Annotated in this window: 12 protein-coding genes; 7 read left to right on the top strand and 5 right to left on the bottom strand. The window is 75.4% G+C overall.

What is annotated here, in order from left to right; genetic code table 11:
* Positions 1 to 41: 41 nt before the first annotated feature.
* Positions 42 to 1,472, bottom strand: a complete 1,431-nt coding sequence (locus tag ACGFI1_RS32600; RefSeq protein WP_386865452.1) for an MFS transporter — start codon at positions 1,470 to 1,472, stop codon at positions 42 to 44.
* 347 nt (positions 1,473 to 1,819) lie between these two features.
* On the opposite strand from ACGFI1_RS32600, the gene ACGFI1_RS32595 reads away from it, so the two are divergent.
* From ACGFI1_RS32595 to ACGFI1_RS32585, 3 genes are all read left to right on the top strand, one after another.
* On the top strand, positions 1,820 to 3,640 hold the full coding sequence (locus ACGFI1_RS32595) for a selenocysteine-specific translation elongation factor (protein WP_392790961.1): 1,821 nt from the start codon (positions 1,820 to 1,822) through the stop codon (positions 3,638 to 3,640).
* A gap of 52 nt (positions 3,641 to 3,692) precedes the next feature.
* The gene (locus ACGFI1_RS32590; protein ID WP_392790959.1) at positions 3,693 to 4,925 is read left to right on the top strand and encodes an RtcB family protein; all 1,233 of its coding nucleotides are present in this window, start codon (positions 3,693 to 3,695) and stop codon (positions 4,923 to 4,925) included.
* A gap of 237 nt (positions 4,926 to 5,162) precedes the next feature.
* Positions 5,163 to 5,354: a hypothetical protein gene (locus ACGFI1_RS32585; protein WP_392790957.1), complete on the top strand. Its 192-nt coding sequence runs from the start codon at positions 5,163 to 5,165 to the stop codon at positions 5,352 to 5,354.
* On the opposite strand, the gene ACGFI1_RS32580 is transcribed toward ACGFI1_RS32585, so the two are convergent.
* Positions 5,344 to 6,162, bottom strand: a complete 819-nt coding sequence (locus ACGFI1_RS32580; RefSeq protein ID WP_392790955.1) for an alpha/beta hydrolase — start codon at positions 6,160 to 6,162, stop codon at positions 5,344 to 5,346. The two genes, ACGFI1_RS32585 and ACGFI1_RS32580, sit on opposite strands and share 11 nt — an antisense overlap.
* A gap of 141 nt (positions 6,163 to 6,303) precedes the next feature.
* Here ACGFI1_RS32580 and moaA point away from each other — a divergent pair, with 141 nt between their 5' ends.
* From moaA to ACGFI1_RS32565, 3 genes are read left to right on the top strand one after another with little or no spacing between them, the layout of a single operon-like run.
* Positions 6,304 to 7,293 (top strand): GTP 3',8-cyclase MoaA, encoded by a 990-nt coding sequence (gene moaA / locus ACGFI1_RS32575; protein WP_386865460.1) that lies wholly within the window; start codon positions 6,304 to 6,306, stop codon positions 7,291 to 7,293.
* Positions 7,294 to 7,848 carry a molybdenum cofactor guanylyltransferase gene (mobA, locus tag ACGFI1_RS32570; protein ID WP_392790952.1) on the top strand — a complete coding sequence of 185 codons (555 nt, stop codon included), beginning with the start codon at positions 7,294 to 7,296 and terminating at the stop codon, positions 7,846 to 7,848. It begins immediately after the preceding gene.
* 33 nt (positions 7,849 to 7,881) lie between these two features.
* Positions 7,882 to 8,187 (top strand): DUF6457 domain-containing protein, encoded by a 306-nt coding sequence (locus ACGFI1_RS32565; RefSeq protein WP_240807838.1) that lies wholly within the window; start codon positions 7,882 to 7,884, stop codon positions 8,185 to 8,187.
* 24 nt (positions 8,188 to 8,211) lie between these two features.
* Here the strand turns inward: ACGFI1_RS32565 and ACGFI1_RS32560 are convergent, their stop codons facing one another.
* Positions 8,212 to 8,451: a hypothetical protein gene (locus ACGFI1_RS32560; RefSeq protein WP_138637773.1), complete on the bottom strand. Its 240-nt coding sequence runs from the start codon at positions 8,449 to 8,451 to the stop codon at positions 8,212 to 8,214.
* Positions 8,452 to 8,531: 80 nt separating this feature from the next.
* Here ACGFI1_RS32560 and ACGFI1_RS32555 point away from each other — a divergent pair, with 80 nt between their 5' ends.
* Positions 8,532 to 9,965: a DHA2 family efflux MFS transporter permease subunit gene (locus ACGFI1_RS32555; protein WP_386865468.1), complete on the top strand. Its 1,434-nt coding sequence runs from the start codon at positions 8,532 to 8,534 to the stop codon at positions 9,963 to 9,965.
* On the opposite strand, the gene ACGFI1_RS32550 is transcribed toward ACGFI1_RS32555, so the two are convergent.
* Positions 9,962 to 11,284, bottom strand: a complete 1,323-nt coding sequence (locus tag ACGFI1_RS32550; protein WP_392735040.1) for an FAD-dependent oxidoreductase — start codon at positions 11,282 to 11,284, stop codon at positions 9,962 to 9,964. The genes ACGFI1_RS32555 and ACGFI1_RS32550 overlap by 4 nt on opposite strands.
* A complete protein-coding gene (locus ACGFI1_RS32545; RefSeq protein WP_240807836.1) occupies positions 11,274 to 12,077 on the bottom strand; it encodes a tryptophan 2,3-dioxygenase in 804 nt (267 codons plus the stop codon). Before ACGFI1_RS32545 ends, ACGFI1_RS32550 begins: the two co-directional genes overlap by 11 nt.
* Positions 12,078 to 12,079 lie beyond the last annotated feature (2 nt).

Here is a 12,079-nt window from a genome sequence, read left to right as displayed (position 1 = left end):
CCCGTCTCCGTGCCCGTCTCCGGGGCCCCTGCGCGGGGCCGTCAGTCGGGGTGGCGCAGGCCGTGCGCGACGGCGACGAGCGCGGCCGCGAAGGCGCCCGCCGCGACGATCCAGAAGCACAGCTCGTACGCGCCGAGCGTCGGCACGTCCGTCCCCGCGATCACCCGCCCGGCCAGGATCGACGCGGTCACGGCGCCCGCGACGCCGCCGCCGGTGGTGCGGACGAGCGAGTTGATGCCGCTGGCGATGCCGCTCTGGTCCATCGGCACGTGCTGGACGGCGAGCGTCCCGAGCGCCGCGTAGGCGATCCCGAACCCGATGCCCTGGATGGCGCTGAACGCGAGCATGTCGTACACGTGCGAGTTGGACACCGCCAGCCACACGTAGCACAGCCCGGCGAACGCCGACCCGGTCGCGAGCGTGTAGGCGGGGCCGAGCCGCGCCGCGATCCGCCCGGCCAGTGCCGAGAACACCAGCATCGTGACGGTGCTCGGCAGCATGTAGAGGCCGACGTCCAGCACCGAGCCGTCCAGCCCGTACCCGAACTCCGCCGACGGCGCCTGCACGAACCCGGCGATCAGCGTGAACGCGGCGAACATCGAGAACCCGAGCAGCGCCGAGGCGACGTTCGCCGACAGCGACCGCGACCCGACCAGCAGGGTCAGCCGCACCAGCGGGGCGCGGACCCGCAGCTGCACCGCGACCCACACCGCGCACAGCGCGGCGGCGGCGCCGAACAGCCCGAGGACGCCGCCGGACGTCCAGCCCCACGCGTTGCCCTCGCTGATGGCGAGCAGCAGGCACACCAGCCACGCGGCGAGCAGGACCGCGCCCGCGAAGTCGGGCCGGCCGCCGGCCCGCACGCCGACGTCGCGGGCGAGCACCGCGACCAGCGCCAGCGCGCCGGCGGCCAGCGCCGCGGTGATCCAGAAGACCGGGTGGTGGCTGTCGGTGCGGGCCGCGATCAGCCCCGTCACGATCATGCCGGCGCTGCCGCCGACGCCCATGGTGGCGCTGACGATGCCGATCGCGGTGGTGATCCGCTCGCGCGGGAACGCGTCCCGGATCATGCCGATGGCGAGCGGGATCATCGAGGACGACACGCCCTGCAGCGCGCGCCCGGCGATGAGCACCGGCAGCGAGGACGACACCGCGCAGACCACCGAGCCGGCCAGCAGCAGCACCAGCGCGAGCAGGATCATCCGCTTCTTGCCGTACATGTCGCCGAACCGCGTCAGCAGCGGGGTGGCGACCGCGCCGGTCAGCAGCGACGCGGTGAACACCCATGTCACGTCGGTGATCGGGGCGTCGAAGCGGACCATGAACTGGGGCAGCAGCGGCAGCACCAGGGTCTGCTGCACCGACACGACCATCCCGGCCGCCGCGAGCGCGAGCAGGATGCGGCCGGTGCGCGCGGGTCCCGCGGGCGGGGCCCCGGTCGCGGTGCGCGCCGTGGCCGGGGCGCCGGTCATGCGAACCTCCCGAGGGGCGATCGTGACGTCCGGTCGGCGGCGGCCCGGCCGCGCGGCGTGCTCCCGTCCGCTCTGTACTTACTTAGAGAAAGTAAGCATAGATCGGCCGTTTCGCTCATGCTCCACCGCGGGTGCGGTTCCGGACGGGACCGATTCGGAGTCGATTTCTGGTCGTTTGTGGTCGAGGTGGGGCCGGTGGGCGTGTCCGCGCCCCCGCACCGGCCGGACCGGGTTCGACGCCGGGCCCCGGCGTCCCTAGGGTTGCCTTCCGTGGACCTTCGTCTGCGCAACCCCCGCGATGCATCCCCCCGCACGGCCTTCCGCGTCCCGGCCCGGAGAGGACGCTGATGCAGGTCGTCACCACCGCCGGACACGGTGGGCACGGCAAGTCGGCGCTCGTGCGCGCCCTCACCGGCAAGGAGCCCGGCGAGACGGGCGCCTGGACGGAGCTGCCCTCGGGGCGGCGCGTCGCGTTCGTCGACGTCCCCGGCGACGAGCGGTCGCTCCCGGCCATGCTCGCGGGCGCCGCGCCGGCGCCCGCGGCGCTGCTCGCCGTCGCCGCCGACGAGGGGTGGATGCCGCAGACCGCCGAGCACCTGGACGCCCTCGGCGCGCTCGGCGTCCGGTTCGGCGTCCTCGCGGTCACCAAGGCCGACGCGGCCGACGCCCGGCTCGCGCTCCGGCAGGTCCGCGAGCGGCTCGCCGGCACCCCGCTGAAGGGCGTGGAGGCCGTCGCCGTCAGCGCCGCCACCGGCGCCGGCGTGCCCGAGCTGGCCGCCGCCCTCGACCGGCTCGCGGGCCGGCTGCCCGTCCCCGACCCGGCCGCCCCGGTGCGGCTGTGGGTGGACCACGCCATCACCGCCGGGCGGCAGACCGCCGTCACCGGCACCCTCGCCGCCGGGACCGTCGCCGTGGGCGACGAGTTGCTGCTCATGCCCGCCGGGGAGCGCGTCCGCGTCCGCACCATCGGCAGCGCCGGCGCGCCGCGCGAGTCCGTCGGCGGGGTCTCCCGGGTCGTGCTGACGCTCCGCGACGCCGGCCGCGTCGACCCCGGCATGGCCCTCGTCACGCCCGGCGCCTGGACCCACACCACCTGCGTCGACGTCCGCACCCGGTTCGGCGCGGCGTCGGGGCGGCTCGCCCGGCAGATGACGCTGCACCTCGGGACCGCCGCCGTCCCGGTCCGGCTGCGCCCGCTCGGCCCCGACACCGCCCGGCTGACCCTGAACACCCGGCTCGCCCTGCACCTCGGCGACACCGGCGTCCTGCGCGACCCGGCGCGCCGCTCGATGGCCGGGGTGAGCGTGCTGGACGTCCGGCCGCCGACCCTGGTGCGGCGCGGCGCCGGCGCGGCCCGCGCCCGCGAGCTGGCGTCCTGGCCGGACCGGCCGGACGGCGCGGTCGTGCTGCGCCGGCACGGCGTGCTGCGGCGCTCGGAGCTGTCGCTGATGGGCTGCGCGCCGCCGCCGGACGCCGTCGCGCTGAACGGCGAGTGGCTCGCCGACCCGGCGCACTGGTCGGCGCTGTTCGACCGGCTCGCCGAGGAGGCGTCCCGGCACGCCGCGGGCAGCCCGCACGCGCCCGGCATCCCGCTGGAGACCGTCCGGCTGCGGCTCGGCCTGCCGGCCCGGCAGCTCGTCGCCGCGCTGGTCAGGCCGCCGCTGCGGGTGGACGCGGGACGCGTCTACGGCCCGCCGCCCGAGCCGGCGGCGCAGGCCGACGCGCGCCCGGCCGCCCCCACGGCGATCGCCGCGGAGCCCCCGCCGCCCTGGGCCGGCGCCGTCGACCGGCTCCGCGCCGACCTCGCCGCCGCCCCCTTCGCGCCGCCGTCGGCCGAGCGCCTCCGCGAGCTCGGCCTCACCGGGGAGCTGCTCGACGCCGCCGAGCGCGCGGGCGCGGTCCTGCGCGTCCCCGACGACATGGGCAAGGACGGGGCGGGCAGCCAGGAGGCGGGCAAGGACGGGACGGGAGACGACGGGGCCGGGGAGATCGTGCTGGCGCCGGGCGCCGACCTGGCCGCGCTGCGGGTCCTGGACGCTCTGCCGCAGCCGTTCACGCCCGGCCAGGCCGCCGAGGCCCTCGGCACCGGCCGCCGCGTCGCCGTCGCGCTGCTGCGCCACCTCGACCGGCGCGGACTCACCGAACGCCGCGGCGCCGAACGGTCGTAAACCCCTCCAGGACGGGAAAACCGGTTGTACGGCGGCCGGTGTTTCTGGCCTCATGGATCGCGGTCCGGTTCCCGACGATCAAGGAGATGGCGTGCCGTACCAGACGCTCAAGGGCGGCCGCGTGCCCATCCGGATGTGGACCGCCCCCGACACGGTCGAGGACATCGCCCTCGACCAGCTCCGCAACGTCTCCGCCCTGCCGTGGGTGGAGGGCCTCGCGGTCATGCCCGACGTCCACTACGGCAAGGGCGCGACCGTCGGCTCGGTCATCGCGATGAAGGACGCGGTGTCCCCGGCGGCGGTCGGCGTCGACATCGGCTGCGGGATGACCGCGGTCAAGTCGTCCCTCACCGTGGAGGACATGCCCGACGACCTGGCCGGCATCCGGCACCGGCTGGAGAAGGCGATCCCGGTCGGGCGCGGCTCCCACAAGCAGGCCGTCGACCCGTCCGCGCTGCCGAACCTCAAGGAGCGCGGCTGGTACGCGTTCTGGAAGCAGTTCGACGACCTGCACCCGGCGGTCCGCGCCCGCTTCGGCCGCGCCCGCCAGCAGATGGGCACCCTCGGCGGCGGCAACCACTTCCTGGAGCTGTGCGCCGACGACAAGGGCGCGATCTGGCTCGTCCTGCACTCGGGGTCGCGCAACATCGGCAACGAGCTCGCCGAGCACCACATCGAGGCGGCCCGCAAGCTGCCCCACAACCAGGACCTGCCGGACCCCGACCTCGCGGTGTTCCTGGCCGGCACCGACACGATGGACGCCTACCGCCACGACCTGTTCTGGGCGCAGGAGTACGCGCGCCGCAACCGCGCCGTCATGATGGCGCTCGCGCAGAACGTCGTGACCAACCGGTTCGGCGAGAAGCGCTGCCGCTGGGGCGAGGTCATCTCCTGCCACCACAACTACGTGGCGGAGGAGGACTACGGCGGCGAGGAGCTGCTGGTCACCCGCAAGGGCGCGATCAGGGCGGGCCGCGGCGACCTCGGGATCATCCCGGGCTCGATGGCGACCGGCACCTACATCGTGCGCGGCCTCGGCAACGAGACGGCCTACAACTCCGCCTCCCACGGCGCGGGCCGCCGGATGAGCCGCAACAAGGCCCGCAAGAGCTTCACCGTGGACGACCTGATCGAGCAGACGCGGGGCGTCGAGTGCCGCAAGGACGGCGGCGTCGTCGACGAGATCCCCGGCGCCTACAAGGACCTCGAAGAGGTCATCGAGGCCCAGTCCGACCTGGTCGAGGTCGTCGCGCGCCTGCGCCAGCTCATCTGCGTGAAGGGTTGACGCGTCCGGCGAAGGGGTGCCCTTTTGCGGCGCCGGGCGCGTTGCTGTAGGTGGTTGTGATGCCTTTCGTGGAGACGCCCCTGACCGTCCCCATGCGACGCGCGGTCGGCGAAGCATGGGGGCGGCCCCTCCAAGGGGAACCGGTACGGCTGTACGGCGGGGAGGAATCGGCGGCGTACCGGGTGGACGACCGCCGAGGCCGAATGGTGCCACTCCATCGCCCTCCACGCCGCCACCATGCCGGAAGCGGTGGCGCCCCTGCGCGCCCGCGACGGCGCCACGGTCGTCGCACTCGCCGATCCGGGACTGGACCGCTGGCCGGCCGAGTTCCACCACCGCAACCCCGCGCGCCGGGGCGCCGTGCACGGCGCCGACGGTCACGACTACCACCGGCGCCGCGTGAGGGCGTTCTTCGACCTCAGGCCCTGACGGACCCGAGGGCGCGGTCGATGAAGGCGGTGACGTCGGCGAGGACCTCGTCGCGGTTGGTCTCGTTGAACACCTCGTGGCGGGCGCCCGGGTAGAGCCGCTCGGTGAGGCCCTCGCCGCGGATCGCCTCGATGCCGGTGCGGGTGTCGGCCGGCCGGACGAGCTCGTCGGCGTCGCCGTGCACGTACAGCACCGGCAGCGCGCCGAGCGAGCCGTGCTCGTTGACGCGGCGCAGCGCCGCGTCCAGGGCCTCGATGGTGGCCTTCTTGAAGGGGCCGTGCCAGACCAGCGGGTCCGCGGTGTACGCCTCGCCGACGGCGGGGTCGCGCGACAGCGTGGCGGTGTCGATGGGCGCGTCCGGCATCTCCGCCAGGGGGAGCAGCTCGTCCACGGCGTGCCAGCGGCCGAGCACCGGCCCCGACAGCACCAGCGCGGCGAGCCCGGCGCCGTGCAGCTGCGCGTACCGGGCCGCGATCAGCCCGCCCATCGAGTGCCCGATCATGATGACGGGCAGGCCGGGGTGGTCGCCGCGCGCCGACTCCACCACCGTGTGCAGGTCGGCGACGACGTCCTCGTAGTCCTCGATCAGCACGCGGTCGCCGGCGGACCGGCCGTGGCCCATGTGGTCCGGCCCGCACACGACCGCGCCGTGCCGGACGAGGACGTCCGCGACGTGGTCGTAGCGGCCGAGGTGCTCGCCGTAGCCGTGCACGAGCACGGCGACGTAGCGCGGCTCGCCGTCCGCCCAGATCCGGGCGGTGACCGCTCCCCGCGTACCCGCGAACTCCCACTCGCGTACCGTCGTCACTCCGGCCTCCCTGTTGCTCGGCAGAACGTCACGGTCCAACGCGATGCGCCGGATCGTCAAATGCCGCAATAGGCTGGTGGGACCGACCGCAACCTCCGGCGGGCCGCGAACCCGGCCGCCGGCCAGCAGGAAGGGGCGCCCGTGCTGGTCGACACCTTCGGCCGTACCGCGACGGACCTGCGGGTCTCGCTCACCGACCGCTGCAACCTGAGGTGCTCCTACTGCATGCCGCCGGAGGGGCTGGACTGGCTGCCCAAGCCGGAGCTGCTCACCGACGACGAGGTGGCCCGGCTGGTCGGCCTCGCCGTCCGCGACCTCGGCGTCACCGAGGTCCGCTACACCGGCGGCGAGCCGCTGCTGCGGCGCGGCCTGCCCGGCATCGTCGCGCGGACGGCGGAGCTGGAGCCGCGCCCGCAGATCTCCCTCACCACCAACGGCATCGGCCTCGACCGGCTGGCGGCGCCGCTGGCCGAGGCGGGCCTGGACCGGGTGAACGTCTCCCTCGACACCCTCGACCCCGCCACGTTCAAGCGGCTCGCGCACCGCGACCGGCTCGGCGACGTCCTGAAGGGCCTCGCCGCCGCGCGCGCCGCCGGCCTGGAGCCGGTGAAGATCAACGCGGTGCTGATGCGCGGGATCAACGACCACGAGGCGGTGCCGCTGCTGCGGTTCTGCCTGGAGCACGGCTACCGGCTGCGGTTCATCGAGCAGATGCCGCTGGACGCCCAGCACGGCTGGACGCGCGAGAACATGATCACCGCGGACGAGATCCTGGACCGGCTGTCGGCCGCGTTCGACCTGGCCCCCGACGCGGCGCACGACCGGGGCAGCGCCCCCGCCGAGTCGTTCCTGGTCGGCGGCGGCCCGGCCACGGTCGGCGTGATCGGCTCGGTGACCCGGCCGTTCTGCGGCGCCTGCGACCGGGTGCGGCTCACCGCCGACGGGCAGGTCCGCAACTGCCTGTTCGCCACCGAGGAGTCCAACCTGCGCGACGCTATGCGCGGCGGCGCCACCGACACCGAGCTGGCCGACCGGTGGCGCAAGGCGGTCTGGGCCAAGCGCGCCGGGCACGGCATCGACGACCCGTCGTTCCTGCAGCCGGCCCGCCCCATGTCGGCGATCGGCGGCTGAGTGGAGTTCGACGCGGTCCTGCTCGCCGGGGGCCGGGCCCGCCGGTTCGGCGCCGACAAGCCCGCCGCGCGGGTCGGCGGCCGCGCGCTCGTCGAATGGACGGCGGCCGCGGCGGCGGGCGCGTCCCGGCTGATCGTGGTGGGGCCGCGGCGGGACGTCCTGCCGGGCGCGGTGGTCGTCCGCGAGGACCCGCCCGGCGCCGGCCCGGTGCCCGCGCTGCGCGCCGGCCTCGCCGAGGTCCGCGCGCCGCGGCTGGCGCTGCTGGCGGCCGACCTGCCGTTCCTGCGCCCCGCCCACGTCGCGCGGCTGCTGGCGGCGACGGCGGAGCGGCCCGGCGCGGTGCTGCTGGACGGGGAGGGCCGCGAGCAGTGGCTCGCCGGCTGCTGGCAGGCCGGCCCGCTGCGCACCGCTCTGGAGGGCTACGAGGGCGCGTCCCTGCGCGGCGTCCTCGGCCCGCTGGGCCCCGCGACGGTGGCGCTGCCGGCGGGTGCGCGCCCCGCCTGGTACGACTGCGACACCCCGGAGGAGCTGGCCGCCGCCGAGCGGCTGCTTTGATCGTGCGAGAGTGGGGAGGTGTCGTCCGCAACCATGCGTGAAGGGGGAGCCATGTCGGTGCTGGAGGACTGGATCAACGCGACGTGCCTCGAACTGGGGCTGGAGCGCGGCGACATCGACCAGAGCCTGATCCTGGACCTCGCCCGCGACGTCGCGCACGGCGTCGCGCGGCCCGGCGCGCCGCTGACGGCGTACCTGCTGGGCCTCGCGGTCGGGCGCGGCGCGCCCGCCCGGGACGCCGCCGCCCGGCTCACCGAGATGGCCGAGGCCTGGCGGGAGCGCGCGCCGGAGCCGGAGGTGCCCGGCCCGGCGGGGGAGCCCGTCCTCGACGACGCCTAGCCCGCTGACATCTAGCCCGCGCGCCTAGCCCGCCGGCGGCGCGTCGCGGTCGGCGACCGGCACGACGTCCTTGAGGAAGTCGCGCCGGGACAGGAACGCCGACAGGCTCTCGCGGTGCTCGTCGCAGGCCAGCCAGATCTTCCGCCGGTCCGGCGTGTGGATCTTCGGGTTGTTCCAGCGGAGCGCCCACACGGCGGCGGCGCGGCAGCCCTTGGCGGAGCACAGCAGTTCGTCGGGGCCGGTCCCCGGGGCCAGGTCGGTCATCCGGCCACTGTGGCACAGCCGCGCGGCGGGGCCGCCCCCGCCCCGTGTTTCACCCGGTGATCTCCGGATAGGAGCCCGCAGTGCGGACACAGCCCGCGGACGACCCGGCACCGGGCGGGGACGGCCGCCGCCGGTGGCGGGCGCTGTCGGTGTGCCTGGTCGCGGCGTTCATGACGCTGCTGGACGTCAGCATCGTCAACGTGGCGCTGCCGTCGATCCGGTCGGGGCTGGACGCCTCCGACGCGCAGCTGCAGTGGATCCTGTCGGGGTACGCGCTGACGTTCGGGCTCGTCCTGGTCCCGGCGGGGCGGCTCGGCGACGCCCGCAGCCGCCGCGCGGTGTTCATGGCGGGCCTCGCGCTGTTCACGCTGGCGAGCGCGGGCGCGGGGCTGGCGCCGACGATCCTGCTGCTCGTCCTCGCCCGGCTCGTGCAGGGCGTCGCGGGCGGCATCCTCAACCCGCAGGTGGCGGGCCTCATCCAGCAGCTGTTCCAGGGCGCGGAGCGGGGCCGGGCGTTCGGCGCGCTCGGCGCCGTCATCGGGGTCGCGACGGCCGTGGGGCCGCTGCTCGGCGGCGCCCTGATCGCCCTCGGCGGCGACGCGGAGGGCTGGCGGTGGGTGTTCTACGTCAACATCCCCGTCGGGGTGGCCGCGCTGTTCCTGGCATGGCGGCTGCTTCCCGCCCCCATCTACGGCGAGCGGCAGGGCCTCGACCCGCTCGGCGTCCTCCTGCTCGGCGCGGGCGTCGTGAGCGTGCTGCTGCCGTTCGTGCAGGAGCGGCAGTGGCACGGCGGCCTGAAGTGGCTGCTCGTCCTCGCCGGCGCCGCGCTGATCGCCGTGTTCGCCTGGTGGGAGCGCCGCGCGCGGACCCCGATGGTCGACCTGGAGCTGTTCCGGCTGCGCTCCTACGCGCTCGGCACGGCGATCGCGCTGCTGTACTTCGCCGGGTTCACCGCGGTCTTCTTCATCTTCACCCTCTACCTGCAGAACGGCCTCGGCTACAGCGCGCTCGGCGCGGGCGTCGCGATCACGCCGTTCGCGGTCGGGTCCGGGCTCGCCTCGGCGGTCGGCGGCCGGGTCGTGACCCGCTACGGGCGGCCGCTCGTCGCGGCCGGGCTGGTCGTGGTGCTGATCGGCCTCGGCGCCGCGTGGCTGGCCGTCGAGCTGCGGCCGGGCCCGGGCGTGGCCTGGGCCACGGCGGGGCCGCTGCTGGTCGCCGGGATCGGCACCGGCCTGGTCATCGCCCCCAACCAGACGCTGACGCTGTCGGAGGTCCACTACACCGAGGGCGGCAGCGCGGCGGGCGTCCTGCAGACCGGCCAGCGGGTCGGCACCGCGATGGGCATCGCCGCCGTCGGCGCGGTGTTCTTCGCCGCGCTGGCGAGCACGCACGGGGACTGGGCGACGGCGTTCCGGCACGGGCTGGTCGTCGTGCTGGGGTTCGTGGCGGCGGCGCTGGCGGCGGCCGTCGCCGACCTGGCCGCCGGCCGCCGCCGGCGCCGCCTCGCCCGCTAGCCGGCCGGCCGCCGCCGGGCGCGCCGGGCCGCGCGCAGCGCCAGCCCGAGCCCCGCGGCGCCGCCCGCGACGGCCGCGCCCAGCGCCAGGTTCTGGCGCCTGATGCGGGCTGGGATGTCGGCGTACGGCATCGTCGAGAACGACACCAGTTCGTAGCGGGAGACGTAGCGCCCCGCCAGGCGCCGCTCCAGCGCGTGCGTCGCGGCCTGCTTCGCCCGGTACACCGGGGACGACACCCGGTCGCGCATCTCGATGAAGTTGTCCAGGGCCATCTCGGCGATCGCGTCGGTGTTGGCCTTGCGCCGCTCCTGGTAGAGCGACAGCGCGCGCCGCCAGTCGCCGCCGGCCTCGGTGAGGCACCGGTCGATCTCGATGCAGTCCTCGAACGCGCAGTTGGCGCCCTGCCCGAAGAACGGGACGATCGCGTGGGCGGCGTCGCCGAGCAGCCCGACGACGGCGCCGTCGCCGTACCGGGTCCACGGCCAGCACCGGACGGTCACGAGCGACCCGACCGGGTTGTGCGCGTAGTCGTCGGTCAGGTCGGGCATCAGCCCGGCGACGTCCGGATAGTGCTCCGCGAAGTAGGCGGTGACGTCCGCCGGGGCGGCCAGCGCCTCGAAGTCGCCCTTCGGCCAGAACAGCGTGCAGGTGAACGACCGGTCCAGGTTCGGCAGCGCGATCATCATCGAGGTGCCGCGCGGCCAGATGTGCAGCGCGTCCGGGTCGAGCGCGAACTCGCCGTCCCGCGGCGGGACGGTCAGCTCCTTGTACCCGTGCTCCAGGAAGTCGGCCTCGTGGTCGAACCCCAGCGACCGGCGGACGGCGCTGTAGGCCCCGTCACCGGCCAGCACGACACTGGCGGGCTCGGGGTCGGCGTCCTCGAACAGCAGCGCCCCGGCGTCGACGTCCACGCCGGTGACGCGCTGGGAGAACCGGAGCGCGACCCCGGGAGTGGCCTCGGCGGCCTCCAGCAGCGACCGGTTCAGCTCGGCGCGGCTGATGGAGTTGATGGCGCGCTCGCCGTCGGCGCTGTAGGGCTGGAAGTTCTGCGCGCCCGGCAGCGGGTGCACCATCCGCCCGTGCATGGGCAGCGCCTGCTTGAGGGACTGGTCGCGCAGCCCGACCTGCTCCAGCGCGGCGAGGCCGCGGGCGGAGACCGCCAGGTTGATCGAGCGGCCCCGCTCGGCGCCCGCGACGCGCGGGTCGGGGCGCCGCTCGTACACCGTGACGGGGATGCCGCGGCGGCCCAGCAGCACCGCGAGCAGCGACCCCGCGAGGCCCGCCCCGACGATCGCGACCCGCTCCGCCTCACCCGCCATGGACGGGCGCCTCCTCGGTCTGCGAGCGGACCTCCCACAGGTCGGGGAAGGCGGGCGCGAACAGCGTGCGGCGCAGGTAGTCGGCGCCCGCCGACCCGCCGGTGCCGAGCTTGGCGCCGATCGTCCGCTCGACCATCTTCAGGTGCCGGTACCGCCACTCCTGGACGCCCTCGTCGACGTCGACGAGCGCCTCGCAGACCTCGGCGGCGGCGCCGGACTCGTCGGCGTAGGCGGCGAGGAGGGCCTTCTGGACGCCGGGGTCCGGCTCCCAGGTGGCGGAGGTGTCGCGGTCGAGGGCCGCGCGCGGGACGGGGAAGCCGTGGCCGTCCAGGTAGCGCAGCAGCGAGTCGAACAGCGACGGGCGGGTCACCGCGGCGCGCAGCCGCTCGTCCTCGCGCAGCACCGACGCGGGGAACGCGCGCCGCCCGAGGACGGCCTCGATCTCGCGGAACTGCTCGCTCTGGAACCCGCTGGAGCTGCCGAGCACGTCGCGGAAGGCGGCGAACTGGCGCGGGGTCATCGTCTCCAGGACGTCCAGCTGCCCGACCACCGTCTTGAGGATCTTGGCGATGCGCCGCGCGGTGTGCAGCGACCCGGCGCTGTTGCCCTCCTCCAGCCGGCGCTGCAGCAGCGCGGCCTCGTGCAGGATCTGCTTGAACCACAGTTCGTAGACCTGGTGGATGATCACGAACAGCAGCTCGTCGTGCGCCCGGGTCTTCGGCTCCTGGCAGGAGAGAAGATCGTCGAGCCGCAGGTAGCCGCCGTACGTCATTGTCGGCGAATCCGCCATCATGC

This window comes from Actinomadura geliboluensis, assembly GCF_043197915.1.
Lineage (GTDB): Bacteria > Actinomycetota > Actinomycetes > Streptosporangiales > Streptosporangiaceae > Spirillospora > Spirillospora geliboluensis.
The sequence above is the reverse complement of the archived record's forward strand: the minus strand, read 5'-3'. Positions and strand labels throughout refer to the sequence as shown.

Bases quoted from the DNA above. Each gene is read 5' to 3' on its own strand.
- ACGFI1_RS32600 (WP_386865452.1), bottom strand. From the start codon at position 1,472: ATGACCGGCGCCCCGGCCACGGCGCGCACCGCGACCGGGGCCCCGCCC.
- ACGFI1_RS32595 (WP_392790961.1), top strand. From the start codon at position 1,820: ATGCAGGTCGTCACCACCGCCGGACACGGTGGGCACGGCAAGTCGGCG.
- ACGFI1_RS32590 (WP_392790959.1), top strand. From the start codon at position 3,693: ATGGATCGCGGTCCGGTTCCCGACGATCAAGGAGATGGCGTGCCGTAC.
- ACGFI1_RS32585 (WP_392790957.1), top strand. From the start codon at position 5,163: ATGCCGGAAGCGGTGGCGCCCCTGCGCGCCCGCGACGGCGCCACGGTC.
- ACGFI1_RS32565 (WP_240807838.1), top strand. From the start codon at position 7,882: ATGCGTGAAGGGGGAGCCATGTCGGTGCTGGAGGACTGGATCAACGCG.
- ACGFI1_RS32560 (WP_138637773.1), bottom strand. From the start codon at position 8,451: ATGACCGACCTGGCCCCGGGGACCGGCCCCGACGAACTGCTGTGCTCC.
- ACGFI1_RS32550 (WP_392735040.1), bottom strand. From the start codon at position 11,284: ATGGCGGGTGAGGCGGAGCGGGTCGCGATCGTCGGGGCGGGCCTCGCG.
- ACGFI1_RS32545 (WP_240807836.1), bottom strand. From the start codon at position 12,077: ATGATGGCGGATTCGCCGACAATGACGTACGGCGGCTACCTGCGGCTC.